21 protein-coding genes are annotated in these 24,965 nt (G+C 61.1%); 18 read left to right on the top strand and 3 right to left on the bottom strand.

Translation table 11 applies throughout. The features are described 5' to 3' along the window. Window positions 1-194: 194 nt before the first annotated feature. The 3 genes from ACLI1P_RS03210 (at window position 195) to ACLI1P_RS03200 (ending at window position 3,645) form a co-directional block, all read left to right on the top strand. Window positions 195-2,282 (top strand): DUF262 domain-containing protein, encoded by a 2,088-nt coding sequence (locus tag ACLI1P_RS03210; protein ID WP_408930187.1) that lies wholly within the window; start codon window positions 195-197, stop codon window positions 2,280-2,282. Window positions 2,283-2,539: 257 nt separating this feature from the next. After that, entirely contained in the window at window positions 2,540-2,920 is a 381-nt protein-coding gene (locus tag ACLI1P_RS03205) for a thermonuclease family protein (RefSeq protein WP_408930186.1), read from the top strand. Window positions 2,921-2,955: 35 nt separating this feature from the next. Next, window positions 2,956-3,645, top strand: a complete 690-nt coding sequence (locus tag ACLI1P_RS03200) for a hypothetical protein (protein ID WP_411709396.1) — start codon at window positions 2,956-2,958, stop codon at window positions 3,643-3,645. A 30-nt stretch (window positions 3,646-3,675) separates the two neighbouring features. On the opposite strand, the gene ACLI1P_RS03195 is transcribed toward ACLI1P_RS03200, so the two are convergent. Further along, window positions 3,676-5,343: a bifunctional metallophosphatase/5'-nucleotidase gene (locus ACLI1P_RS03195; RefSeq protein WP_408930184.1), complete on the bottom strand. Its 1,668-nt coding sequence runs from the start codon at window positions 5,341-5,343 to the stop codon at window positions 3,676-3,678. 184 nt (window positions 5,344-5,527) lie between these two features. Here ACLI1P_RS03195 and ACLI1P_RS03190 point away from each other — a divergent pair, with 184 nt between their 5' ends. Next, the gene (locus ACLI1P_RS03190; RefSeq protein ID WP_408930183.1) at window positions 5,528-5,722 is read left to right on the top strand and encodes a LacI family DNA-binding transcriptional regulator; all 195 of its coding nucleotides are present in this window, start codon (window positions 5,528-5,530) and stop codon (window positions 5,720-5,722) included. Window positions 5,723-5,799: 77 nt separating this feature from the next. Here the strand turns inward: ACLI1P_RS03190 and ACLI1P_RS03185 are convergent, their stop codons facing one another. Continuing rightward, window positions 5,800-7,215 (bottom strand): hypothetical protein, encoded by a 1,416-nt coding sequence (locus ACLI1P_RS03185; RefSeq protein ID WP_408930182.1) that lies wholly within the window; start codon window positions 7,213-7,215, stop codon window positions 5,800-5,802. A 596-nt stretch (window positions 7,216-7,811) separates the two neighbouring features. On the opposite strand from ACLI1P_RS03185, the gene ACLI1P_RS03180 reads away from it, so the two are divergent. The 10 genes from ACLI1P_RS03180 to ACLI1P_RS03135 all read left to right on the top strand — a co-directional run bounded on the left by ACLI1P_RS03180 (window position 7,812) and on the right by ACLI1P_RS03135 (window position 18,233). Beyond that, window positions 7,812-9,059 carry an arginine deiminase gene (locus ACLI1P_RS03180; protein WP_411709395.1) on the top strand — a complete coding sequence of 416 codons (1,248 nt, stop codon included), beginning with the start codon at window positions 7,812-7,814 and terminating at the stop codon, window positions 9,057-9,059. A gap of 12 nt (window positions 9,060-9,071) precedes the next feature. Continuing rightward, on the top strand, window positions 9,072-10,385 hold the full coding sequence (locus ACLI1P_RS03175; protein WP_411709394.1) for an amino acid permease: 1,314 nt from the start codon (window positions 9,072-9,074) through the stop codon (window positions 10,383-10,385). A 426-nt stretch (window positions 10,386-10,811) separates the two neighbouring features. Continuing rightward, complete coding sequence (locus tag ACLI1P_RS03170) at window positions 10,812-12,095, top strand: hypothetical protein (RefSeq protein ID WP_408930180.1); 1,284 nt, start codon at window positions 10,812-10,814, stop codon at window positions 12,093-12,095. A 32-nt stretch (window positions 12,096-12,127) separates the two neighbouring features. After that, window positions 12,128-12,700 carry a hypothetical protein gene (locus ACLI1P_RS03165; protein ID WP_408930179.1) on the top strand — a complete coding sequence of 191 codons (573 nt, stop codon included), beginning with the start codon at window positions 12,128-12,130 and terminating at the stop codon, window positions 12,698-12,700. Window positions 12,701-12,703: 3 nt separating this feature from the next. After that, entirely contained in the window at window positions 12,704-13,285 is a 582-nt protein-coding gene (locus ACLI1P_RS03160; RefSeq protein ID WP_408930178.1) for a hypothetical protein, read from the top strand. A 207-nt stretch (window positions 13,286-13,492) separates the two neighbouring features. Next, window positions 13,493-14,746 (top strand): ATP-binding protein, encoded by a 1,254-nt coding sequence (locus ACLI1P_RS03155; RefSeq protein ID WP_408930177.1) that lies wholly within the window; start codon window positions 13,493-13,495, stop codon window positions 14,744-14,746. Between the two features lie 28 nt (window positions 14,747-14,774). Then, window positions 14,775-15,122 (top strand): DUF2200 domain-containing protein, encoded by a 348-nt coding sequence (locus tag ACLI1P_RS03150; protein WP_408930176.1) that lies wholly within the window; start codon window positions 14,775-14,777, stop codon window positions 15,120-15,122. A gap of 76 nt (window positions 15,123-15,198) precedes the next feature. Next, entirely contained in the window at window positions 15,199-16,206 is a 1,008-nt protein-coding gene (locus ACLI1P_RS03145; RefSeq protein WP_411709393.1) for a DUF2891 family protein, read from the top strand. A gap of 50 nt (window positions 16,207-16,256) precedes the next feature. Further along, the gene (locus tag ACLI1P_RS03140) at window positions 16,257-17,147 is read left to right on the top strand and encodes a hypothetical protein (protein WP_411709392.1); all 891 of its coding nucleotides are present in this window, start codon (window positions 16,257-16,259) and stop codon (window positions 17,145-17,147) included. A 312-nt stretch (window positions 17,148-17,459) separates the two neighbouring features. After that, window positions 17,460-18,233 carry a hypothetical protein gene (locus ACLI1P_RS03135; RefSeq protein WP_411709391.1) on the top strand — a complete coding sequence of 258 codons (774 nt, stop codon included), beginning with the start codon at window positions 17,460-17,462 and terminating at the stop codon, window positions 18,231-18,233. Window positions 18,234-18,319: 86 nt separating this feature from the next. Here ACLI1P_RS03135 and ACLI1P_RS03130 read toward each other — a convergent pair whose 3' ends face one another. Continuing rightward, complete coding sequence (locus ACLI1P_RS03130; RefSeq protein ID WP_411709686.1) at window positions 18,320-19,897, bottom strand: ABC transporter substrate-binding protein; 1,578 nt, start codon at window positions 19,895-19,897, stop codon at window positions 18,320-18,322. 222 nt (window positions 19,898-20,119) lie between these two features. On the opposite strand from ACLI1P_RS03130, the gene ACLI1P_RS03125 reads away from it, so the two are divergent. From ACLI1P_RS03125 to ACLI1P_RS03110, 4 genes are read left to right on the top strand one after another with little or no spacing between them, the layout of a single operon-like run. Next, window positions 20,120-20,881, top strand: coding sequence for a 5-oxoprolinase subunit PxpA (locus ACLI1P_RS03125; protein ID WP_411709390.1), 762 nt, complete (start codon window positions 20,120-20,122; stop codon window positions 20,879-20,881). Further along, a complete protein-coding gene (locus ACLI1P_RS03120; protein ID WP_411709389.1) occupies window positions 20,881-22,428 on the top strand; it encodes a 5-oxoprolinase/urea amidolyase family protein in 1,548 nt (515 codons plus the stop codon). The genes ACLI1P_RS03125 and ACLI1P_RS03120 overlap by 1 nt, the downstream gene beginning before the upstream one ends. 18 nt (window positions 22,429-22,446) lie before the next feature. After that, window positions 22,447-24,204, top strand: a complete 1,758-nt coding sequence (locus ACLI1P_RS03115) for an acetyl/propionyl/methylcrotonyl-CoA carboxylase subunit alpha (RefSeq protein ID WP_411709388.1) — start codon at window positions 22,447-22,449, stop codon at window positions 24,202-24,204. A 6-nt stretch (window positions 24,205-24,210) separates the two neighbouring features. Further along, window positions 24,211-24,810 (top strand): GntR family transcriptional regulator, encoded by a 600-nt coding sequence (locus ACLI1P_RS03110; protein ID WP_408931920.1) that lies wholly within the window; start codon window positions 24,211-24,213, stop codon window positions 24,808-24,810. Window positions 24,811-24,965 lie beyond the last annotated feature (155 nt).

Here is a 24,965-nt window from a genome sequence, read left to right as displayed (position 1 = left end):
TAAATGTCTCAATCCTTTGGCATCAGAGACGGGCTCGACCAAGATGCCAGAGTTGCCAAAAGTCGAGAGCTTTCTCTCGGAAGCAATTTCACTACTGGGACACACCAGCGCGCTCCCATGATGAGGTGTCAGAGGCGCGCGATATTCTATAGACGTACCAACTCTTTCCCGTCCCTTTAGAAAGGTCTCTCTCCATGGCCTCCATCTTTCGCACTGTCTCGTGGGAAGTGCAGCAACTAGTCAATGACGTTCACTCCGGAAAGATTCAACTCCCGGACCTCCAGAGGCCATTTGTCTGGCCCACGTCGAAAGTCCGTGACCTCTTTGATTCGATGTACCGCGGTTACCCCGTAGGCGAGCTCATGTTTTGGGACGTTGCTGCTGATGGTGAGTCACGGTCCATCTCGGGTGACGCTAATTTCATCGGCCAGCACCAGATTATTGATGGTCAACAACGTTTGACCAGCCTCTATGCGGCGATTAAAGGATTTCCTGTCCGAGACGTCAACTACAACGAGAAGCAGATCCGCATCGCATTTAATCCCTTCAGTGAGAAGTTTGAGGTTCGTACGCCACCTATTGCCAAGTCTCCTGAATGGATCGAAGATATATCTACCTACTTCGCCAACCCATTCAAAGCAATGAAGGCCTTCTTCAACCGGTATGAAGAATCAGGGGGCTCCCTCAGCGATGATGAGGAAGAGGCAATTCACGCGGTATTCAGCAAGCTTTCTGGTCTTGAGAAATATCAATTCAACGTCGTCCATCTTCAAAGCGAGGCTGACAAGCGCCTCGTTGCTGACGTCTTCGTTCGCATCAACTCAGAAGGCGTTCGACTGAAAGCCTACGACTACATTCTGACGTGGCTGAGTGTTTTCTGGCCCGAAGGCCGTGAGCAAATCGAAGAATTCTCACGCAACTCGCGGATGTCTCCTGCGCATGCAAGCTCCGCACTGGGAAAGGAAGTCCGTTGGACTGCTCACAATCCCTATATCGACGTGGAGAATGGCCACCTTGTTCGCGCGATGGTTGCTGTCGGACAAAGGCGCGGCCGCTTGCAAGACGCCTACGCGGCCCTTCAGGCAAAGGAACGTCACACCGGCCGAGTAAACCCCGAGCGCCAAGAACGCGAGCTCGGACTACTCAAGGAAGCCCTTCCGGTCGTTGTGAATCCTACGAACTGGACGGAATTCATTCGCTCGATTCAGGCAGCCGGATTCCGAACCAACCGGAACGTTACCTCGCACATGAATATCATCTACTCTTACGTGATCTTCTTGCTTGGTCGCAATGACTTTGGTGTTGAACTCGCTCGACTTCGTGCATTGGTAGCCCGCTGGCTCTTCATGTCGCAGCTCACCGGCCGCTATACGGGCTCGTCCGAGTCCCAAATTCAAAAAGACCTCGACCAGATTGCTGCGCTGGACAAAGGGGATGCGTATGGTTTCGAAGAGCTGCTCAACCGCACAATCGCTACTCAGCTCACCGAGGACTACTGGCGTTTCAATCTGCCGCAGAATTTGGTTACATCCGGTGCTTCGCTGTCACCGCACTACCAGTGCTACCTTGCAGCGTTGAACATTCTGGATGCAAAGATGTTCATGCTCAACGAGCGCGTTCGTGACTGGATGGATCCCAACCAGCCCGCAGCTAAAGGTACCGAGGGGCACCATCTTTTCCCGCGCAAATACCAGGAAAAGGTCTTGGGAATTACGGACTTCAAGCGCATCAATCAGGTCGCTAACTTTGCTCCCACAGATTGGGCTACCAACATCCATATTTCGGATCGAGCTCCGAAGGATTACTGGCAGGAGCTCGTCGATAAGCGCTCGCAAGGCGAAGAATGGCTCAAGCAGCAAATGTACTGGCATGCCATTCCTGAGGGTTGGGAAGACATGGACTACGACGAGTTCCTTTCCAACCGCCGCAAGCTCATTGCCGTGGTTATCCGTGATGCTTTCGCACACATCACAGCTGATTCTGCACCCGTTATTTCAACGACTGACGTGGAGGAGCGTGCCGCATCCCGGACCCTGCAAGAGTTCTTTGAGGCCGAACTTTTGAAATCCGGCGACCTTCTCGATCCGGTTGATCCAGATTGGATTGTTGATGCCGTCATTAATGAGGACGGCCACCTTGTCATCGATGGCATCAATGTTTTTGACTCACTGGATGAAGCCGCGCACTCCCTCGGCGTGACGAACCTTAGGGGCGAAGAGTTCTGGGCCTTAGAAGATGGCGATGACTTGGTGCCGCTGTCTAGGTTGTCTGCTAGTTCATAGGCGGTTGTCTTCGCCCCGGACTGCACGCCACCCCTGCCCCCGCACGTTTGCTTCTTTACTATTCGCGCAGAGTTTCCATATCCCGAGTTATTCCTCCGCTTGCCGGGAATGCAACACCTGTCGACGCGGGTGCTTCCGCAGTGGCAGAGGGAGGGGCGTCGGCAAGTGCGGCGTGAAGCCTCACCACGCACATGGATGACGCAAGTGCACCGTTGACCGGCCGCCCGTGACCCCAAATCCATGAGGGTATACTCCTGATGTTCTTGTTACTCTCTTTCTCTCATGAGGTTTCTGAAATGGGATTCTTCAAAGCTGTTGCTGGATTGCTGGCAATAGGTGGCGTAGGTTACGGCGCGTATTCGGTCCTTGGACCGGATGCGTCCGATGACGTGATTACAGTCCAGAGCATCGTCGATGGCGATACAATCGACGTCACTCAGGACGGCACGTCTACGCGCGTTCGCCTGCTCAACATCGATACACCAGAAATGGGCAAGGAGTGTTTGGCAGAAGAAGCAAAGCAGTACCTTGCGGATTTGCTCCCCACAGGAACAGTAGTGACGCTCGAGTACGACACAGACCGCGAGGATCAGTACGGTCGCACCTTAGCCGGTGTGTTCAAAAAGGCTCACTCGTAAATGCATCGGTAGCTGAGGAGGGCCTTGCCGTCCCGATGAAGGTGGGCAGCAACACCCGCTTCTTCCCCGACGTATCCGCAGCTGCCGACAGAGCCCGAGCCGCTGGCAAGGGCATTAACTCGGTAGGCCCGGAATGCGTTTTCGGCACTACCAACTCGTACCAGTCCTATGAGGATGCACGAGCAGCAGTCGACGAAGCACAGCAGTTCCGCTTTGATGACATGTGGAACGACGAGGAACTAGACAAGGCGCGCCACTATGCGGAGCGCGTATTAGCTGCAAAGGACGTAATCTCCAAGTTGGAGAAGTCACTGAACGAACAGTCTGATTTCCACAAGGCTGCCTTCGGAGATAAATACGCAAGATTCCTGCAAGAGCTAGATGCAGACGCCACTGAGCAAAAAGACAATCTTAATCGCAAGATCTCGGCCGCTGAGGAGGCACGCGAAAAGAAGCGCGCCGAAGAACAAGCCGCGCGCGAAGCCGAAGAAGCTGCACAACGCCAGGCCGCGCAAGAAGCAGCCGAGGCTGCCCGTCGCGCGCAGCAAGAAGCTCAACAGGCCGCGCCCGCGTACCAGGCCCCGGCCGCACCTGCACCCAGCAACCCGGTAGACACATATACCGGTTGCCGCGCCTACGGTGGAAACTACGCAATGACCAGCATTGACAAAAAGGGACAACCCTACGCGCAGATTGACTGCACTACGCGTGCGCAGATTGGTTAAGGAGCCGTAACCAAAGACTCAAGCGCCTCCTTACCTCCACGCAGGTGGAACCAATGACCAGAGATACCGAGCGACGTCTTCCCAAACAGACTTGGGGATGAATGCTGCAAGGGCACCGAGCAGGGCAACGACTGCTCCGACAGCGATGATTGCACTACGCGAGGACCCGCCGGAGGACACGTCGGCGCTCCCCTCTTGTGCTGGGTGGTCGGGGCTATCGCTCGTTTCTACGGGAGGAACGGTGCGATGCCGCTTGATGTACTCGGCAAAGACATCGACGTCGATTGCCGTGCCCGTCGAGATGACGTCAGCATCGCCGAAAGAATCGACCTTGTCGCCTCCGTTGACCACATAGTTGCTAATGGCCAGCGAATACGTTGAGTCCATATCCAGCGGGGTGCCGTCCTCGAGCTCAACTGAGGTCACGCGCTTACCAAAGGGTGCTGACTCGTCGTAGTCAAAGGTGAATCCGGCGGTCCGGGGGAATCCGTTTCCGCCCGCTGGGTTGGATTCAATGCCCTTTTCCAGGGCATCCTTGATCTGAGAGCCCGTTGCACGAATCGCCACGGGCGAGTTCCCGAACGGCAGCACCGACTGTGCATCCCTCCGAGTCAGAGTTCCTGCTTCGAGGTCCGCACGCTGACCGCCACCGTTCTGCCAGCCCAGTTGGGTGTCGAAGTGCTCCCGGTAGGCGTCGGCCACCAAGGGACCAAGCTCGGCCTTGGTCAGCGGCTTCGACGCCGTGCCTAGCTCCTCGCTGAGCTGACGGTCCAGCTCGCCATAAAGCTCTTCGGAGCGCGCCGCCCACTGTGCGTTAGCAGGCAAGGAAGGGTTTACCGCGTGATTTTCTACCTTCACCGAGCTCTTCTGAGTTGAACGGTCAACGGAGATATCCAGGTGGACTAACGTGCCGTAATCAGCGCGCGGTGCGACGATGGGCCGGCCATCCGCGGTAAACGTCACCTCTTCCGGCGATTGCGCTTCATTTTCTTCGCGCAGCGCCGCAGCGAGTTCGGGAACAGCATCCATCACTCGAATCGTGTCATCCTTGGAGATCTGACTCAGCAGGATGATTGCATCCACGTCTTGTGCACGCAGCCTGTCGACGCCTCCCCGTGCCGCCTCAACGAAGTCCCCAACCACGACGTCCTTGGCAGCAACAGTGCGGTCAAGATCAGCCGTGAGGGATACGAACCCAACGTTGAGGTCACCAGACTTAGCCTGAAACGTTGTCCCGTCTTCGCTGATTGGGTTACCGCCCTGCGTGGTTAGATTACTCGAAATCCACGGAAATTCGGCCTTGTCAATTAGGTCGCGGGTGTGGTCCACCCCGTAATCAAAGTCATGGTTTCCAAAGTTTCCCACGTCTACGCCAAGGTCATTGAAGGCATCTACGAAAGGCTCACCACGGAATACGGACCCGAAGAGGCTTCCGGCAGCGAGCTCTCCGCCAAAAGCAACGATCGGATCGCCTTCCTGCTGCCGCAGGCGTTCAAGCGCGGTGGCAAGGTAGGCAATTCCGCCCTGGCGGGAACCGTCATCCCATGTACGAGGTTCAAACTCCTTCATGTCTTGGAAGTACACGACGTCCCCGTTAACGGTGCCAGAGTGAGCAGGCTCGGCTTCCACCGCAGTTGCATGAGCAGCCGGCAGCGAGACAAGAGAGAACAGGGCTAGAGCAATGTGAGTTGTGCGCATGGAAAAATTCTTATCGGGCGCAGCTTGAGAACTTTCGTATTTCGAGCAAACTCTGGGTGAACATTCAATCCCACGACTCAATTTCTCAACCGCCGAACTCCATGAAGCGTGCACTCCCCTCAATCGTCTGTTCTCTTACTGTGCTCGATGTTCTCAGTCCCGCTGCGTCTCCTATACTTTTGACGTGGTTAAACGAGTAACTTTGGGCGACGTCGCGAAGGCGGCTGGTGTCTATACAGCGACGGTAAGCATGGTACTCAACAGGAAGCCGGGCTCGCGAATTCCCGCGTCAACGATTGACAAGGTCAAGGCTGAAGCGCCCGCCACGATGTTAGCGGTTCCACGTGGAGGAGCCCAGAGCTCGTGCATCGCAAAATGACAACATCCTTGTCTGGAATTGTTTCCCCTAGGTTGCCCCAGGTCGTCCCAGACAAGGATGCTTAGAGCTGCGGTAGCCTACTTAGTGCTAACGAGCGCCTTACCCAGTACGGTCGGAATTTGAGGATTGATCCTAAGCTCTCCAACCTCCGGAAGCTCCTCCACCACCGGCGGCCGGCGCAATTCGTTTTCTATGATGGAGGACAACGTCTGGGCCATATTGCGCGTCGACGTATCTGCCCAGAGGGTGCCGAGGTTCTTATTGAGTCGAACGCCCAAAACTTGTTGGAATTTTTCAAAAGCTTCTTCGCGTGCCTGTTCGTTTCGCTGCTGGAATTCGACCTTGCTTTGTTCGGCGCGCTGCCGCCAAGCCTCAATAGCAGCTTGATTCTGCTGCTCAACTTCACGCCGCTTCTGCCGCATAGTGCGCCGGAGGTAGGCGATGAGGAACGGAAGAATACAAGCGATAACAAACGCCAGTCCAAGGACCGCCACTGAAATGCTTGCAAACTTATTCACGCCCTGGCTGGCTTGGCTTTCCATGTCGCGGGCAGCTTCCAACACGTCCGTTCGCGTCGAGCAGTACCGTTCCACGCCCGCAGGGTCCTGGGGGAAGGCTGCCGGATCAAGTTCAGCGCCCTTCGAAGAAGCGCGATCGAGGTCTTCCTGCATGGTCTCCGCCGTGCAGCCTTCATTGAGCAGCATCTGGGCTTCAGACGCATCATAGAATTCAGGAATGAGATCCTCCTGATTTTCCACAAATTCAGGGTATTCTTCAGCCAACGAATCGAACTTGCTCTGTACGTCGCTACTGACCGACCCCTGCGTGAGGGCTCCACCAATTCCGCCGATGATCGGAACAAGAATTGCAGCCAAGATCATGATCACCACGGACGGGCCGATGATCATGGCGAACCCTGCAACTCCGTCTGGAACCTTTTGCGGTGGCAATTCCTTGTCTACCGGCGGAGCCTCCAGCTTAGGGGGATCGATGAACACACCGGTGTGGAGGGCATCGGAGCGCCAGTGCTGCTCCTTCCACTGCGGGAACTCCTGGACCACATCAACCATTCTCGCCGAAACTACGCGCAGCCATGCATTGGATAGGTTCTCGAAATTTTCAAGATACTTCTTCGCTTGTGGCCTGTAGTTGTAGTAGTAATCTCTACCCACGCCATCGCGCCATTGAGCGAAGTTGATGTGCTTGAGATCCTCAAGCTGCTCTTCCGTTTTCTGGGCAAAAGCATTGATTGACTTATCAATCGTGCGTAGTTCACCCACAATTTGGCGAGTCTGCTCTCTCTGCGCTTCAATAGACTCTTCCAACAGACGGTGCGTAGTCTGCTGGTCACGGTGGTTCAATGCAGCGGCGGACGCAGCAATCGCGTTTCCGACACGTGTTGCACGAAGTTGTTTCTGCGCAGTGTCTCTCAGTTGATTGACGCTTGACGTCATGTCGCTATACCGGCGCGACATATCGCTTCGTGTTGCCATATGCTTCCATTCCTTTTGGGTATCCCATATACGCACCCGGCGCAATGAACTAACACACGCCCGCAGTAAGTACGCCCGATTCATTCTAGGCGCAAAAGGAAACATTGAAAGCGAGTTTATACATCAATTTATATAGATGTTTAAGGCGTTAAAATAGTTTAAATATGTAGCGTCCAGCACGACCCGACAGCACACAATCCGCCCAACCGAACCCCACCCCTGCACACACCCCCACATTAGGCATTTCTAATTTCCGCGCAGAATTTTCGCCAGCTCTCATCTTATTCACGTGTGTCACAATCTGTAGCCCGCATCCTTCGCCAGAGCATCGCCCCACATAGATGGCATTCCCCTCAGCGAAGGCGCACACACCCCAACAGTCAGCCGGGTCACCCCGCGGAATGAATAGCTTTCCGTAATACTATGCATCTCGCCGCAAAACCCGCGTACACAGGGACTTTCGCACGAGGCTAGGTGTTTGAAAATATCCCCGCCTCGTCATAGTGTTGTCACCCAACTCACACTAACCACCGTTCGGTGGCGCGGTTCACCGCGTTGCTGGGCGGTATCCACCGAGCACAGAGAGGTTCACTCAGATGACAACTCCTCCATTGGGCGTCTGGTCCGAGGCGGGCACGCTCCGCCAAGTCATGGTGTGCGCACCGGGACTGGCTCACGAGCGGCTGACTCCTAGCAACTGTGAAGCACTGCTTTTCGACGACGTCATGTGGGTCGACGAGGCCAAGCGGCACCACGCGGAGTTCGTCGCCAAGCTGCGCAGCTATGGCGTCGAGGTGCTGGAGATGCACACACTGCTGGAGGAGACGCTCAACACCCCGGCTGGGCGCGACTTCGTCCTGGACTTCAAGCTGCTGGATAAGAACGTCGGCGTGGGCGTGGGCGGCGAGCTGCGCCACTGGTTTGAGGAGATGCCCACCGCGCGCCTGGCGGAGCTCCTCATCGGCGGGGTTCCCTTCGCCGAAATCCCAAAGGGGCTGGGCCACGGCATCATCGACGCGATGCGGGAGGTCAGCGGACCGTCGGAGTTCGCACTGCGCCCGCTGCCCAATACGCAGTTCTCCCGGGACAACTCCGCGTGGATCTACGGTGGGGTGTCACTCAACCCCATGTGTCTGCCTGCCCGACACCAGGAAACCCTGCTCACCCGGGCCATCTATAACTACCACCCGCGGTTTGCGGAGGCGGACTTTAAGTTCTGGTATGGCAACACGGATGAGGACCCGGGCCTGGCGGCGCTCGAGGGCGGTGACATCATGCCGATAGGCAAGGGCATCGTCCTGGTAGGCATGGGCGAGCGCACCACGTGGCAGGGCGTGAGCCAGCTGGCCATGCGCCTGTTCGAGGAGGGCGCGGCCAGCAAGATCATCATCGCTGCCATGGCGGAGGACCGCGCGTCGATGCACCTGGATACCGTCTTTACCTTCCTGGACGCGGACAAGGTCACCGCCTACCCCAAGGTGGTGGATACGATTCGGCCGATTGTCCTGCATCCGGCCACAAGCACGGCGCCTTTCGACGTCGAACTGCCCACCGAGTCTTTCCTCGACGTCGTCGCCAAGGCGATCGGCATCGGCAGCTTCCACGTCGTGGAGACCGGTGGTGACTCCTACACCGCCGCCCGCGAGCAGTGGGATGATGCCAACAACGTGGTGGCCATTGAGCCGGGCGTGGTGGTGGCCTATGACCGCAACAAGCACACCAACCAGAAGCTGAGGGCTGCGGGCGTGGAGGTAGTGGAGATTGGCTCTGCGGAACTGGGGCGTGGACGCGGTGGTGGACACTGCATGACCTGCCCGATTATCCGTGACGCCATTGACTACTAGAGAATAATATTAATGACTACTTCCAATGAAGACGCCGTGCCGTATTCCGCAACGGCCGACGGCGCCCCCAACCCGGGCGCCCCTGCCAAGTCCGAGGGCACCGCACTGAGCTGGGTGCTCGCCCTTTTCGGCACCGCCATGGGCGCCGGCATCCTGTTCTTACCGTTGCAAGCGGGCTCCTTCGGCTTCTGGCCGCTGGCCTTTGCCACGGTGATAATTTTCCCCCTGGTGTATTTTTCCCACCGTACCTACGCGCGGATCGTCGCGGGAGCGCCCCGCCAAGACTACGGGCTGGACATCCTGGAGTTGGTGCGCAAGTACCTCGGGCGCAACACCGGCTTGTTCGTGGCCCTGATGTATTCGCTGGCGAATGTTCCCACGGTGTTCATCTACGCCATCTCGTTGACCAACGCCATCGACAGCTTCATTGTGAACCAACTTCACGGCCCCTCCGTGAACCGTTGGGTTCTCTCCGTGCTGTGCGTGGGAATCCTGACCGGCATCTTCGCCGTCGGCCGCAAGCCCATGCTGTGGCTGGCCCAGATGTTGGTCTACCCCCTCATCATTTCCCTGGCGGCGACCTCGTTGTACCTCATCCCGCAGTGGGACCTCCAGGCCTTCGTGGACGTGAAGTATGAGGACGGCAGTTGGCCGTACGTGCTGCTCGGCGCGGTGCTCATCTTGCCGGTACTGGCGTTTTCTTTCTCCCACATGGCGGCCCTGTCGCAGATGTCCGTGGACATGCAGCCCACCTACGGGAAGAACACCGAAAAGCGCGTATCCCGCATCGAGTTCTACACCGCCGCACTGCTGGTTATCTTCACTATGCTCTTCGTGTGGTCCTGTGTGCTGGCCTTGGGTGCCGATGGAATGCAGGAGGCCTCCGAGCAGAACATCCCGGTCCTGTCCTACTTTGCCAACGTCACCGGCGTGCAAGTTCTGGCGTGGCTGGCTCCCCTCATCGTCATCTTCGCCATCGTCACGTCCTACTTCGGCACCATGCTGGGCGCGGAGGAAGGCACCGCCTACATGGTGCGCCTGCTGGCGCCGCGCACGGCGAACCGCCTCAACCGCCGCACGCTGCTCACCGTGGTCTACACGTTCATCTTCATCACTGGCACGCTGGTCTCGGTATTCAACCCGCCGATCCTCAACCTCATCTACGTGGTGGGCGGCGTATTCGATGCCGTCCTCATTTTCCTCCTGCCGGTGTACATGTTCCACCGCGTCAAGGAGTACAAGAAGTTCCGCGGAGATCCGTGGAACTACTTCGTCTTCGTCCTGGGCTCTATCATCCTGGGCATCACCATCTGGGACCTGTTCTAAGAACGCAGGTTCGACAGTCCCCTCCCCTTGAGCGCCGCGGGAGGGCGGGGACTCTGGGGAAGGCGCGTCCAAGCTTGATACACCGTGACACGTCGACAGTCGCGGCGGGGTTTCACCACGGGGGAGGAGATCGGGGAAACTAGTTCGGGCGCCTCCACGGCGGACGCGCCCGCCTTTTCAGGCTATTGCCAGCTCTTTGCCCATCAGCACGCCAGATACAACCACCTCCACACGGGGTCAATCAATAGTTGGTGCACGAAAGATCAAAAGGCTGGACGGGCGCCCATTAACATCGCTAACTTTCTTGCGAACGTGAAAATTATTTCTTCAGCAACGTTGATACTGCGCCACCCCGGGACCTAGGATTATCCCAGGATTCAAGAAGTTACCAACCATTATTAAACTTTCTTTAAGGACGGTATACAGGTGCACATCAAGGGAGTACGCGCGCTCGCGCCGCTGGCCGCCACGGTGGCTGCGGCAGCGTTCCTCGCGCCGGTGGCGCAGGCGGCCAACGTTCCGCCCATGCCGCAGGCCTACCCCATCACGAACCTCTACAAGAGCTGCAGCCTCACCGGTGAAAAGTCGGATACCCCGGAGTGGCACTTTGCGGAGACGGGTCGCCGCTACTTGAGCGACGGCACCCTGCAGTTTAAAAACACCACCAACCAGGAGGTGCCATACACCGCCTCCGTGGAGACGGGCACCAATCACAAGATTGAGGCCAACTCCAAGGCCGCCATGCCTTCTGGCTGGGACACCACCGCTAAGTCCGATATCGGCCTGAAGATGAGCAACGGCTGGCACGATAAGGAAACCTTCGGCCCCGTTACCCTCAAGCCGGGCGAGTCCTTCCGCGTGGAGTACGGCGTAGTGGAAAAGGACTTCATCTCCATGTTCGTCGGCTGCAACGACGACCGCGTAGAGAACATGCCGGGCGCCAACGTCATCCGCGGCAAGGGCCCAGCGGAGCGCTACGCCTTTGCCTACATCATCAAGGCAGACGGTTCCATCTCTGACCTGGCCATGGAAATCCCGTCCCGCTCCCCGGGCGCGAACTCCAAGCCGGTAGAGGGCAACTACACCTCCGTTTCCGGCCCCAGCCTGGAAAAGATTGCGGACCCGAAGAAGGACGAGGTCATGCAGCCCTCTGAGGACCTGCAGCGCGATCCCTCCTGGCCTAAGGAGGGCGAGACCTGCGAGGGCCGCGATAGCTCCTGGTACCCGCTGGACATCACCGCGGTAACCCCTACCTTCCGCAAGCCGGGCTACTCCACCGACTTCCTCAACTGGTCCAAGGGTGATTACGAGTACGCGCCGGTCACGGACTTCGTCGTGGGTGCGGAGCACGCGCCGTACACCAACTGGCAGGGCAACCGCGGCGATATTCCGAAGGGCTGGCTGGAGTCCGTCGGTGCGGTCAAGCGCGCCTACATGCCGGTGGGCACCGAGCTCAAGCACGTCGACCTCGCCCCGGGTGAGCGCGTGCGCGTGGAGTACGGCACCACCATGACCCGCATCAACTACCGCGAGATTCACTGCGGCCAGGACGGCAAGTACAGCCTGACCTCCAACTACAAGCAGACCACCGCTCCCAGCGGCTTCTGGGCGGAGGCCACCATCACGGGCAAGGACGGCTCCACGCGCACCGAGGACGTCACCCCGGATGACTACCGTGACCTGCCCGTAGCCACCCAGACCATCTACTAATCATCACCCACACTTCTCAAGGAGTTATCACTATGTTCAAGACCAAGATTGCCTCCACCGCCGCCGCGCTGGCCGTTGCCTCCGGCATCCTCTTCGCTCCGGCCGCCAACGCCCTGCCGGCGCGCGACCTGGGCCCGGCCAATCCGACGACCATCGGCGAGCACTGCGCCAACCCGGGTGATACCGGCCAGACCGTGCAGATCAAGCGCACCTACTTCGACGGCTCCGCCGGTTCCTGGACCGTCTCCAACTACAACGACGAGCCGCTGCCGGTCACCCGCTCCATCACGGAGACCAAGACCAAGACCTGGAACGTGTCCGCCGGTGTGGACTTCAAGCTGATGGACCTCATCAACTTCACCTTCTCCTCCAGCTACACCGATTCCCAGTCCTACGAGGTGGGCGAGCAGGTCGGCCCGTACAACATCGCACCGGGCAAGACCGCCGTGCTGCGCGCCGGCTGGGTCGTCTCCGACTTCGAGGGCCAGAAGACCATCTGCGGTTCCGATAACACCTGGCAGGCCAACGGCGGCACCTTCACCGCTACCCTGCCGAAGGAGCGCCACATCGAGGTCTCCACGCGCGACAACAACGATTGGGGCTAAGGCGTGCTGAAGAAGTCCATCGCGAGCACCTTCGCCGCACTGAGTTTGCTGGCGGCCGCCCCCGTTGCCCACGCCGCGGATTTCGGCGGGGACTTCGAGCTGCCGCAGCGCTGGAACGAGGACCACAAGCCGGGCACGCACTGCTCCACGCCGGGTGAGAACGGCACCTACGTCACCGCCACCCGCCGCTGGTTCAAGCAGACCGACGCCACGAGCGTGGCCAACCGCAACGCCGAGCCGGTCCCGGTCAGCCACACCGTCACTCAGTCCCGCACCCAGACCATCGAGGTCTCCGGGTCGCTCAAGGGCGAGGGCGAGCTGGCCAAGGTGCTGACCCAGACCTACGGTTTCACCTACGTCAACGAGCAGCACTGGAAGCTCAACCAGGAGGTCGGCCCCTACGAGCTGCCGGCGAACTCCCAGGGCAAGCTGGTGTGGGGCTTTACCATGCTGGACACCGACGGCCAGGACGTGCGCTGCACCCAGGACCTCACCTGGGAGGCTCAGGGCCAGCCCTACTCCGCCACCGTGCCGGAGGCGCGCTATTCCGAGCTGCAGCTTTCCGACGCCCCCGTCTGGAACTAACTCTCCTCCCCCAGCCCACGCAGAGGGCACTCACAGAACGCTTCTCAGCGTCTGCGGGTGCCCTCTTTTTGACGTTTCCAGCCTGATCAAATGGCAACGAGAGCATTGCAGAACGGCAATGGAGGGCTTGCAGAACGGCAGCGAGATCATTGCAGAACGGCAACGAAACCCTTGCAAAACCGCAAATTTGCAGGTAGATTTACCGCCATGACCGATACTTTCCTACACAGAAACGCACGAGGATTGGCCGAGGAAATCCTATCCGATACCCCCGTGCTGACCATTTCTGGCGCACGCCAAGTGGGAAAGAGCACTCTCGTTCATCAATTACTCGGAAACAGAGAGCATAGGTTCTTTAACCTTGATGAGAGCGCTTCTCTCGCGTCAGCTAAAGCAGACCCAGACGGGTTCGTCAGACAGCTCCCCAAGGGGACACTAGCCATTGATGAAATACAGCGCGCACCTGAACTCTTTCGTGCGATCAAAGGCGCCCTCGAAGAAGATCGACGGCCAGGTCGTTTTATTCTCACTGGGTCCTCCAATCTCCTCAGCCCCACAGGAGCTGAAGAATCTCTCGCTGGTCGCGCGGAAACAATCCGCCTCCACGGCCTTAGTGTGGGCGAACGTTTGGGTATCCACGACGACTTTGCAGGTCGAGTGTGGTCATTGAAGGAAGCAGGCGTGAATCCCACATCTACACCTTCTCGAAATGACTATTTTCAGCTCTTCTGCACCCCCAGTTTCCCAGGGCTAAGAGACACAAGTCGGCGGCGACAGCACCGTTGGTTCGACGCCTACGTTGAGCGCATCTTGTCAAAAGATGCTGCCGAGCTATATGGAATTCAATTCCCCGACCGCTTACAGAATCTTCTCAATAAATTCGCCGCACAAGGAACCGCTGAGCTTGTAGCGGCGCACGTTGGCCGCGCGCTCGATATTCCCCAACGCTCGGTTCCCACTTATGTGTCTGCATTGAGCGATGTCTTCTTGCTCAACCAGTTGCCATCATGGGGAACCAACCTTGAGAAGCGCGCTATTTCTAAACCCAAGGTTTTTCTTTCGGATACAGCACTTGCCACAAGCCTGGCAGGGCTTGATCCACAAGCAATGGAGATGAATATCTCCAGCGCGATTACCGGAGGCATCTGCGAAGCCTTTGTCGCCAACGAGCTCCTCAAGCAAAAGGCGTGGTCATCCATTGACTATCGCCTCTTCCACTTTCGTACTTCCACTGGAAAAGAAGTTGACCTCGTACTGGAATCACGATCCCGTGACATTGTCGGCGTCGAGGTCAAAGCTGCTATGTCAATTCAGTCGAAGGACTTTGCCGGACTGCGCTATCTTAAACAAGTTGCAGGCTCTTCCTTCCGTGCAGGAATCGTCTTGTATACAGGCAAAGACGTCCTACCGATGGGTGAGAGCCTCTGGGCAATGCCCATCTCGGCCCTATGGCACGGTTAAACCAGCGGCCACGAATATACTGCGTCCCATGTCCCACCGGATTTTCTCTGTTCCTTTTGCTGATATTTACCCGCACTACGTCACCAAGGTCGAGCGCAAGGACAGAACCGTTAATGAGCTCCACGCAGTCATCACGTGGCTAACCGGCTACTCAGTAGAAGAGCTCAACCGCGTTCGCGAGGACAAGGTCACCCTAGAGGGGTTCTTCGCCCAAGCCCCGGCGCTGAACCCGTCCCGCTCACTCATTACCGGCAGCATGTGCGGGTACAAGGTGCAAGACATCGAGAATCCGCTCATGCAAAACATCCGCTACATGGACAAGCTTGTTGACGAGCTAGCCAAGGGCAAGGCCATGGAGAAGATACTGCGCGCTTAGAGCGCTTAGAGCGTTGAGAACTCTTCAGGCCCGCAAAGCCACCGTACGGGCCCGCCGGCTTTGACATACTAGTTGCATGGATCACACGGACCGCACGGACTCACCTCAGCCTTTCGCCCACGCTTTCCCCGCCTGGGCGGAGGCAATCGTCGACGTGCTGGAGCGCGAGTTTCCCGCCGCGATGCACCACACCAGCTCCTCCGCCGCCGATTGCGTCGTGCGCCCGCGTGAGCTCCACCCCAGCTTCTACGGCTGCTTCGATTGGCACTCCAGCGTCCACATGCAGTACTCGGGAGTGCTGCTTCACGCAGTGCTTGACGACGTCCCACCGGCCCTCACCGCCGTCCTGGGCCAGCGCCTGAGCCCCACTGCCCTTGCGGTGGAACAGGACTATCTCACTGCTCACCCGGGCTACGAGATGCCCTATGGCCGCGCCTGGCTGATGCAGCTGGCCGCGGCCCGCCCGACGGAGCCGCTGCTCGCGCTGGCAGAGCTGAGCGCCGGCCACTGCCAGTCCTGGCTCTCCACGCTCAGCCAGCCCATTCGCCACGGAATGCACGCCAATACCGCCTTCAACCTCTTCCTCCTCCTGGAAGCGGCCGAGAAGCTGGAGTATTCCGGCCTAGCAGAGTCGGTGCGCGCGGCGGCGTTGCGGATGTTTGGCAGCGACCGCAATTACCCCATCCACTGGGAGCTCTCCGGCCACGACTTCCTGTCCAATGGCCTGGCGGAGGCACTCCTCATGTCGCGCGTGCTGCCGAGCGGGCCTGAAGGCACAGACTTTGAGCGCTGGCTCGACGACTTCCTCCCGGACCACGCCGCGACGCTAGACTTTCTTAGCCAGGTGCCCGAGGTCCGCGATCCCACCGATGGCCGCCTGGCCCACCTGTTCGGCTTGGCGCTCTCGCGCGCGTGGATGCTTACAGAACTTGCCGATCATTTCGGTGACTCCGTGCACGAGCACGCGGCACGACTGGCAGCGAGCGCGGAGCCGCAGCTTACCGACGGCGACTTTATGTCCACCCACTGGCTTATCACCTACGCGCTGCGCTACCAGCTGGCTGCAACGGAGAAGCTCGAGTAATCAAGTAGTACTGTAATTCTCTTAAGGATTCTTTGTCTCAGGAGTTCACCATGGATTCTCGTTATACGGCGCAGCGCGATAGCTACCGCTTGCCCGAAAAGGGAATCCGCATCGATCTTCGCGCCGAGCGCGCTCGTCAGGGGGCGGGATCCGGGCGGCGTCGGCAAGCGCCTGCCCCGCAGCGCCGCACCAGCCCACAGCGTCCTGCGCCACCCCGGCCGCAGCGCACGCGCCCGTCGACTCAGCCAGCCCACCGCACGCCATCCCAGCGCACGGTGACCCGCCGCCGTGGACTGTCGCTCGCAGCCATCCTGGCAGTTGTGGTCCTCGGCATCGTCGCGGCCGTCGGCCTCAGCGGCAGGCCAAAGGCTCCTACTCCCCCACCGTCCACGGAGGTCGCCGCCGAACCCGCGGCGGCCATCGAGCCCTCGCCTGCAGTGGAGATCTCCATCCCCTCCATCGATGTGCGCGCGAACTTCGAGGACGGCTCGTGCCGGGTCAAGGACGACAAGATCAACCCTGACTCCATGCGGGAGGCCTGTACCTATACCGCCGAGGGCAAGCCCTATTCGCTGCCGGGAACGGACTCCCCAGACATCGTGGTCATCGCCGGCCACACGGGTGCGGGCGTGCCGGCGGTGTTTAACAATCTTTATGATGGCCGCGCAAACGAACACAAGGTCTCGATCGGTGACAAGCTCTACCTGCGCACGGAGAACTCCGGCGATGAGTGGCTGGTCTACACCGCGACGGACCTGCACGATCCGTCCAAGGACGGCCTGGAGCAAGACACGAGCATCTGGGGCGAGGGACCGATGCCGGGCCGGCTGCTCACCATCAGCTGCATCCAGCCGGCGAACCTGCTTGCCACCGCGGTACGCAATGCCGTGGTGGGCTGGCAATTCGATGGTGTGGCCACCGCTCCCGAGCAGACCTCGTAGCTCCCCACACATCCCCCTTTCACACCGCGAACAGCAATGTTATAGCCCCAAGCGGGGGTGAACTTTCCGCCACGAACCTGCCCGGGGAGATTTTCTAAAGCCGGCGGACACGGTGTCCACCTCCGCGCGCATTTAGCACCCTACACCTGCTGTTATCTATACAAGCTTATGCCTCTTACCACGTCTACCAGTAGGAATTACTGGAACTTATCGTGAAAATCACCCACCAACCTCTGTGGCCAATGTGAAAGTTGGGACTAGTGTGGTTGGCGTCGACGCGTTCCTCTCACAGAACTACAAGGAGTTTTCCCTATGAAGCGCATGACCCGCACCCTGACCGCCGCCGCACTGTCCGGCGCACTCGCACTCGGCGGCACCGCCGTTGCCTCCGCACAGATCCCGGCCCCGGCCGAGTTCGAGCTCGATGGCGTGACCTACCAGAAGCAGGCCGACGGCAAGTACAAGAGCACGAACGAGTTCGGCGCTACCACCCTGACAGGCCCTCAGGCACAGGCTGCCTGGGAGCGCCTCCAGGAGCAGCAGGCAGGCGAGGAGACTGCTGACGCACCGGCTAGCGAGGAGACCACCGAGACCGAGACCGCTCCGACCACCACCAGCGTGCTCGCACCGGAAGTAGACATGGCCTCCACGGGCGAGTCCACCGCACCGTCTTCTGTGGACTACCCGCTCAACGGCGAGCCCACCTCCGAGTTCGACAAGAAGCAGCTGGCCTGGCTGGCCCTGCCGGCCGCACTCGTCATCGGTGGCGTGACCTGGTACCTGGCCAAGGACGGCAAGACCTACGTCAAGTCCGAAGAGGCTGCCCAGAAGTCTGAGCTGTCCGCCGAAGAGAAGGCCGAGTCCGAGCAGCTCCTCAAGGACAACCACGATGAGGTCATCGCCCAGGGCGGCAAGGTTGCCCAGGGCCAGGGCGCTGCAGACGCAGCCCAGGAGCCGCAGGTAGCAAACCGCGGTATCTCCGCTGAGACCGGCTCCAATACCGTGGCTCGCGGCCTCGCCGCACTGGCTATCGCCGCCATGCTGGCAGCTGGCGCCGTCGTCGCCCGCCGCAAGCAGCTCTTCTAAGAGTTCGCTTTACACGCACAACAGCGCTCCTTGCCCCGGTTGTGGGGCAAGGAGCGCTGTTGTCGTTTTCTGCTGCTTGCCGCGTTCTACTTCAGCGTGACCTTGTAATACAGCGGCTTCGACTTCCACGTGAAGGTCACGTTATCCACGCGCTCGGAGTAGCCACCGGTGGAATTGGTGTACCACAGCGGAATTGCAGGGAGATCTTCCATGAGCACTGCCTGAGCCTCGTTGACCTTCGCCACCGATTCGTCGTCGTTGGGCGCAGCAGCAGCCTTCTTCAGAAGCGAATCGAACTCGGGGTTGGCATAAGCGGCGTCGTTAGTCGCGGCACCCGTCGCGTACAGCGGCTCCAGGAAGCTCGACGGCGACGGATACACCGACTGCCACCCGGTACGGAACGCGCCGGTAATCGTCTTGCCCGTCACCTCGTCACGCAGAGACTTGAAATCCGGGTACGGCGCCGGCTGGGCGTCAATGTCGAGGGTGTTGCGGATGAAATTTACCACCGCGTCGACCCACTCCTTGTGGCTGCCGTCGGAGTTATAGGCCACGGTAAACGGCCCCTCGAAGGGCTGCATCTTCTCCGCCTTCGCCCACAGCTCCCGGGCCTTCTCCGGGTTGTAGTCCAGCACCTCGTGGCCGGGAATGTCCGTCGCGCCGTCGTTGACGACGGGCGAGGTAAAGTCCACCGCAGGCGTATTCGTGCCCTGGAAGATGGTCTCCGTAATCTCCTCGCGGTCAATGGCCATGGACAGCGCCTGGCGGCGCAGGGCGCCCGCCTCCCCGTGGAAGTTCTTATCCCCCTCCGGGATAGTGATGGACTGGAAGATGGCCGCGGGCTCGTTGACTGCCCGCTCCCCCAGGTCGGTCTCAAAGTTGGCCAGGGCCGAGGATGGAATCGACTCCAGCACATCCAGGTTCCCGGAGAGAAGGTCCGCGTAGGCCGCGCTGGCATCCGCGTAGAAGACGAAGTTCAGGCCGTCATTCTGCGCCTTGCGGTCCCCGGTGTACTTCTCATTGGGGACCAGGACCGCGTTCTGGTTGTGGTTCCATTCCTGCAGCTTGTAAGGGCCACTGCCCACCGGCTTTTGACCGTAGGCATCCAGGTCATCGAAAGCGGCCTCTTGCATAGGGAAGAACACCGAGTAGCCCAGGCGCGTTTCAAAGTCCGCGGTGGGCTCCGCCAGCTCGATGGTGAAGGTCTTGTCATCATTGACGCTAAGCCCCTCCATGGTTTTCGCGCCCTCCTCATAGCCCTTTATGGGCTCGAAGAAGTAGGCGGAGATCATGCTGTTGTGTACCGCGCTGTTCCACGTGTTGACGTAGTCCTGCGCGCGCACGGGCGTGCCGTCAGAAAACACCGCGTCGTCCTTGATCGTCACCTTGTAGGTCACGTCATCGGTCTTCTCAATCTTCTCCGCTTGGTCATTGTGAACCTCTCCGTTTTCGTCGAAGTAGACCAGCCCGGAGTAGATGAGGTCAATAAGCGTCGCACCTGGGACGTCGCTGGTATCGGCAGGGATGAGCGGCTTTTGCGGCTCAGTCGAGTTGGTGGTGATGAATTCAGAGCCCGAGGCGCTGCTGGATCCATCACTGCCGCATGCTGCCAGTCCGGCCACCGTGCCCATTACCGCAAGGCTTGCGCCCACCCTTGTCCACATCATAAATTCTCCTTGAAACAATTAACGTGATGTGAATTGTCTCATATTTGAATCTGTGTATGTTGCATTTAACCCACCTGGGTTGCCGGGGCGCCTCGAGCATCACTAGGGCAGTTCGCTCACACGAACCATAGGGGGTGGACCCACTTCACAAAGCCACGTGACGCGGGCTACACTAAACCCCGCCAGATTGTTCAACAATTTCCTGAAGGGGACGAGACCGTGAGCGCGCTACGCATAGACCTCAACGCCGACCTGGGTGAGACCACCGCGGGCAACCCCGTGGCGGACGACGCCGCCATGCTGCAGCTGGTGTCCTCCGCCAACGTGGCCACCGGCTTCCACGCCGGCGATCCGCACTCCATTGCCGGCACGCTGCAGGCAGCGGCCGCGGCAGGCGTGACCGTCGGCGCGCACGTGGGCTACAACGACCCCGCCGCCTTCGGCCGCCGCTTCATCGACTACGCGCCTGCCGAGCTGGCCGACGAAGTCACGTACCAAATCGGTGCCCTCCAGGCCCTGGCCCAGGCCAACGGCACGCAGGTGGCCTACGTCAAGCCGCACGGCGCGATGTATAACGCCATCGTCCATCACGCGGCCCAAGCCCACGCCGTCATCGACGGCATCAAGGCCTTCGGCGACCTGCCGGTCATGCTGCTGCCGGGCGGCGTGGCCGTGGACATCGCGGAGAAGAAGGGGCTCACCGTCATCCGCGAGGCCTTCGCGGACCGCAACTACAACCCCGATGGCACGCTCGTCTCTCGCCGGGAGGCGAATGCGGTGATGGGGGATGAGGGAGACGTCGTCAAGCGCGTGCTCGACGTCGCCGAAACCGGCGCCATCACCGCCCTCGACGGCACCGTGCTCAACGTGGACGCCCAGTCGGTGTGCACGCACGGCGACTCCCCCGGCGCGGTGGCCCTGCTGCGCGGCGTGGTGAAAGAGCTCAAGGCCCGCGGCATCGAGATTCGGAGCGTCATCTAATGCGCATTCACCCCGTAGGCACCCGCGCGCTGCTCATTGAGCTGGAGGATTTGTCCCAGGTCATGGCGTGGCACTCCGCGCTGGACGCCCACCCGCTCAAGGACCAGGTCGACGCCATCGCCGCCGCCACGACCCTGCTCCTGACGTTCGCCACGCCGAACTCCGCTGCCGCGGCCGCGGAGCGCTTGGAGGATTTCCACCCCAGCGCCCAGGCTGGCGACGACCCGCGCCTGGTGGAGATCGACGTGCTGTACAACGGCGAAGATCTCGAGGAAGCCGCAGAACTCATGGGCATGTCCCGCGAGGGGCTCATTGACTGGCACACCTCCACCGAATGGCTCGCGGCCTTTGGCGGCTTCGCCCCGGGCTTTACCTATTGCACCCCGGCGGACCCGGCCCAGAACTTCAACATTGAGCGCCGCGCCACTCCCCGCACCGCGGTCCCGGCGGGCGCGGTGGGCATCGCCGGCGGGTTCTCCGCGGTCTACCCGCGCGTGTCCCCCGGCGGCTGGCAGCTGCTAGGCACCACCACAACCCCGATGTGGGAGTCCGACGCCCAGCCGCCCGCACTGGTCCAGCCGGGCGACCGCGTGCGCTACCGTGCCGTGAACTCCCTGCCGGACTTCGTGTCCACCAACCTCGAGGCCCGCCGTACCCCGGCGCGCCTGCCGCGCATGGAGGTCCTCGACGCCGGCCTGCTCACCCTCTTCCAGGACCAGGGCCGCCCCGGCCGCGGCAACCTGGGCGTGACCCCCTCGGGCGCGGCGGACCTGGCGGCAGCGGCCACCGCAAACGTGGCGGTGGGCAACCCGCGCGGGGCGACGGTGCTAGAAAACATCGGCGGCATCACGCTGCGCGCGCTGACCGACGCCGTCATGTGCGTCACCGGCGCCCAGTCCCGCGTGCTGCTGGGAGACATGCCGGTCCACCTGGCCCGCCCGGTGCTGGTGACGGCCGGGTCCACGGTGACGGTGGAGCCGGCGCAGATTGGCCTGCGCAACTACATTGCCATCCGCGGCGGCATCGTCGCGGACGCCGAGCTGAGGTCCGCCTCCACGGACGTCCTCTCCGGGCTGGGCCCCTCGCCGGTGCAGCAGGGCGACGTCATCGGCGTTCTGCCCCGCTCCACCGCCATGACCGACGGCCAGCTGGCCAACCCGCTGCGCGTGAGCCAGGGCCGCCACGGCCAGACCCAGGGCGTGCTGCGCTGTGTGCTCGGCCCCCGCGATGACTGGTTCACCCCGGACAGCATCAATGCCTTCCTTACCACAGAGTGGACCGTCACCCCGCAGTCCAACCGCGTGGGCGTGCGGCTTGTGGGCCCGGAGGATTCCGAGGGCCTGGAGCGCTCCCGGGAGGGAGAGCTTCCCTCAGAGGGCATGGTGGCTGGCTCGGTCCAGGTACCGCCCAGCGGCGAGCCCGTCATTTTCCTCCGGGACCACGCCGTAACCGGCGGCTATCCGGTCATCGCTACCGTCCTCGAAGAAGACATCGACATTGCCGCGCAGCTCCCCTCGGGGGCCACGGTCCGCTTTGAACTCGCTTAAACACTCTGAAGGATAATCATGATTTCTGCAGTCCTTATTGCTAACCGCGGCGAGATCGCCGTCCGTATCGCCCGCACCGCCCGCGACCTGGGTATTCGCTCCATCGCTATCTACTCGGAGGCCGATGCCGGCGCCCTGCACACCCAGGTGGCCGACGAGGCCTACGCGCTGCCCGGCAACTCCGCGGCGGATACCTACATGAACGTTCCAGCACTCCTCGATATCGCCGTGCGCGCCGGCGCGGACGCCATCCACCCGGGCTACGGCTTTCTCTCCGAGAACGCCGGCTTTGCCCGCACCGTGGCTGAGGCGGGCCTGACGTGGATCGGCCCGTCGCCGGAATCCATCGAGCTACTCGGTGACAAGATTGCCGCACGCCGCGTGGCCGAGGAGGTCGGCGCGCCCCTGGCCCCCGGTACCTCCGATCCCATCGATGACTGGCAGGAGGCCCGCGCCTTCGCCGAGGAGCACGGCCTGCCCATCGCCATTAAGGCCGCGTACGGCGGCGGTGGACGCGGCCTCAAGGTCGTCGAAAACCTCGAGGACATCGAGGCGGCCTTCAACTCCGCTGGCCGCGAGGCCAAGGAGGCCTTCGGCCGCGCGGAGTGCTACGTGGAGAAGTTCCTCACCCACCCGCGCCACGTCGAGGCGCAGATTCTGGCCGATACGCACGGCAACGTCGCCGTCCTGGGCACCCGCGATTGCTCCACCCAGCGCCGCTTCCAGAAGCTCATCGAGGAAGCACCGGCGCCCGCGCTTTCCGACGACCAGCGCCACGGCATCCACGAAGGCGCCCGCGCCATCTGCGCCAAGGTGGGCTACACCGGCGCCGGCACCGTTGAGTACATCGTCTCCGAGGACGGCACCATCTCCTTCCTCGAGGTCAACACCCGTGTCCAGGTGGAGCACCCGGTGACCGAAATGGTCACGGGCGTGGACATCATTGCGGAGCAGTTCCGCATCGCCGCCGGCGAGCCGCTGTCTTTCGCGTCCGGCGCAACGGCGCCGGACCCCGAGTCGAACGGCCACGCCTTTGAGTTCCGTATCAACGCCGAGGACATCCTCAACGGCTTTGCCCCCTGCCCGGGCACCGTCGTGCGCTTCGAGCCGCCGACGGGCCCCGGCATCCGCGTGGACGCCGGCGTGCGCTCCGGCTCCATCGTCCCGCCCTACTACGACTCGCTGGTGGCCAAGCTCCTGGTCTGGGGACCTACCCGCGAGATTGCGTTGGGCCGCGCGAAGCAGGCTCTCCAGGAGTTCGACATCGACGGCGTGCGCACCGTGCTGCCCTTCCACCGCGACATGGTGGACTCCCAGGTTCTGGTGGACCACGGCGATCCTGAAGCCACCGCCGGCATCTACACCGACTGGCTGGACCACAACTACCGCCCGTCCGCCGAGGCCACGAGCCACGTCGCCCCGGTCGAGACCATCTACGCCAAGCGCACCCGCGTGGCCCTGGAAATCGACGGCAAACTCGTCAGCGTGGGCTTTCCTGCTGAACTCCTCGCGGCGGGTGCGCCGGCGGCGCAGGCGGCAGGAGCGCAGACAAGCGGCGGCACCGGTGAGAACGAGGTGACTTGCCCCTACGAGGCCAACCTCGTGGCGTGGAACGTGGCCGACGGCGAAACCGTCGAAGAAGGCCAGGCCATCGCCACCATCGAGGCCATGAAGATGGAATCCGCCGTCAAGGCCCCCACCTCCGGCAAGGTCTCCCTCGTGGCCTCAGAAGGCGACCGCCTCGAGCCGGGCGCGGTCATCGCCACCGTCAGCTAAGCCACGATGCTTGCTGATTCCGTCGCGTCCGCTCTGCGCGCCGCTATCTCCGAGGGCGAGTACATGCCCGGCCAGCAGCTCAGCGAGGTCCGCGCAGCCGAGCGCTTCGACTGCTCCCGCAACACCCTGCGGGAGTCCTTCGCCATGCTGGCCGCGGAGCGCATTGTTGAGCGCCTGCCCCACCGCGGCGTCTTTATTGCGACACCGGACGAGGACTTCGTGCGCGATCTCTACCTGGCCCGCGCCGCCATCGAGCCGGCCGCCGCGCGCTATGGGACCTTCCCGGATCCCAGCGAGCTCATCCACCTCACCGAATCCGCCGCGCTTTCCGGCGCTCCCCGCCCCCTCCTCAACCAACAATTCCACCGGCAGCTCGTCGCGGGACTGGGCTCTGCCACCCTGGACCGCACGATGTCCCACCTGCTGGCCCGCATGCGCGTGACGTTCCTGCTCACGATGGAGCGCTACCCGCAGATCCACGACGACCACGTGCAGTCCAACATCGACTTGGCCCAGCTCATCGCCCGCGGCGAGCGGGATGCCGCGGCCGACGCCTCCCGCGCCGACCTCATGCGCGCGATGAACGCCATCCTCCGCGTCCTCTAACTTCACCGGGCCCTGGCGTGCGGTTTCACCGACGTACCACATAAGGTTCGAGTCAGAAGGCTTGAGTCACAAGGTTTCCTTGCCCCCCATATGAACCTTCTGCATGTTTAACGATGGTTCGTTTACCCCCAGGCGAACCTTGTGACTAATGCCTT

It is taken from the genome of Corynebacterium tardum (assembly GCF_046717785.1).
GTDB lineage: Bacteria > Actinomycetota > Actinomycetes > Mycobacteriales > Mycobacteriaceae > Corynebacterium.
Note: the sequence above shows the minus strand (reverse complement) of the source record. Positions and strands in the feature narration are given on the sequence as shown.

Coding starts and splice junctions, on each gene's coding strand:
- ACLI1P_RS03140 (WP_411709392.1), top strand. CDS start 16,257: ATGGATTCTCGTTATACGGCGCAGCGCGATAGCTACCGCTTGCCCGAA.
- ACLI1P_RS03120 (WP_411709389.1), top strand. CDS start 20,881: ATGCGCATTCACCCCGTAGGCACCCGCGCGCTGCTCATTGAGCTGGAG.
- ACLI1P_RS03200 (WP_411709396.1), top strand. CDS start 2,956: ATGAAGGTGGGCAGCAACACCCGCTTCTTCCCCGACGTATCCGCAGCT.
- ACLI1P_RS03180 (WP_411709395.1), top strand. CDS start 7,812: ATGACAACTCCTCCATTGGGCGTCTGGTCCGAGGCGGGCACGCTCCGC.
- ACLI1P_RS03210 (WP_408930187.1), top strand. CDS start 195: ATGGCCTCCATCTTTCGCACTGTCTCGTGGGAAGTGCAGCAACTAGTC.
- ACLI1P_RS03150 (WP_408930176.1), top strand. CDS start 14,775: ATGTCCCACCGGATTTTCTCTGTTCCTTTTGCTGATATTTACCCGCAC.
- ACLI1P_RS03205 (WP_408930186.1), top strand. CDS start 2,540: ATGTTCTTGTTACTCTCTTTCTCTCATGAGGTTTCTGAAATGGGATTC.
- ACLI1P_RS03165 (WP_408930179.1), top strand. CDS start 12,128: ATGTTCAAGACCAAGATTGCCTCCACCGCCGCCGCGCTGGCCGTTGCC.
- ACLI1P_RS03145 (WP_411709393.1), top strand. CDS start 15,199: ATGGATCACACGGACCGCACGGACTCACCTCAGCCTTTCGCCCACGCT.
- ACLI1P_RS03175 (WP_411709394.1), top strand. CDS start 9,072: ATGACTACTTCCAATGAAGACGCCGTGCCGTATTCCGCAACGGCCGAC.
- ACLI1P_RS03130 (WP_411709686.1), bottom strand. CDS start 19,897: ATGTGGACAAGGGTGGGCGCAAGCCTTGCGGTAATGGGCACGGTGGCC.
- ACLI1P_RS03155 (WP_408930177.1), top strand. CDS start 13,493: ATGACCGATACTTTCCTACACAGAAACGCACGAGGATTGGCCGAGGAA.
- ACLI1P_RS03115 (WP_411709388.1), top strand. CDS start 22,447: ATGATTTCTGCAGTCCTTATTGCTAACCGCGGCGAGATCGCCGTCCGT.
- ACLI1P_RS03185 (WP_408930182.1), bottom strand. CDS start 7,215: ATGGCAACACGAAGCGATATGTCGCGCCGGTATAGCGACATGACGTCA.
- ACLI1P_RS03110 (WP_408931920.1), top strand. CDS start 24,211: ATGCTTGCTGATTCCGTCGCGTCCGCTCTGCGCGCCGCTATCTCCGAG.
- ACLI1P_RS03195 (WP_408930184.1), bottom strand. CDS start 5,343: ATGCGCACAACTCACATTGCTCTAGCCCTGTTCTCTCTTGTCTCGCTG.
- ACLI1P_RS03135 (WP_411709391.1), top strand. CDS start 17,460: ATGAAGCGCATGACCCGCACCCTGACCGCCGCCGCACTGTCCGGCGCA.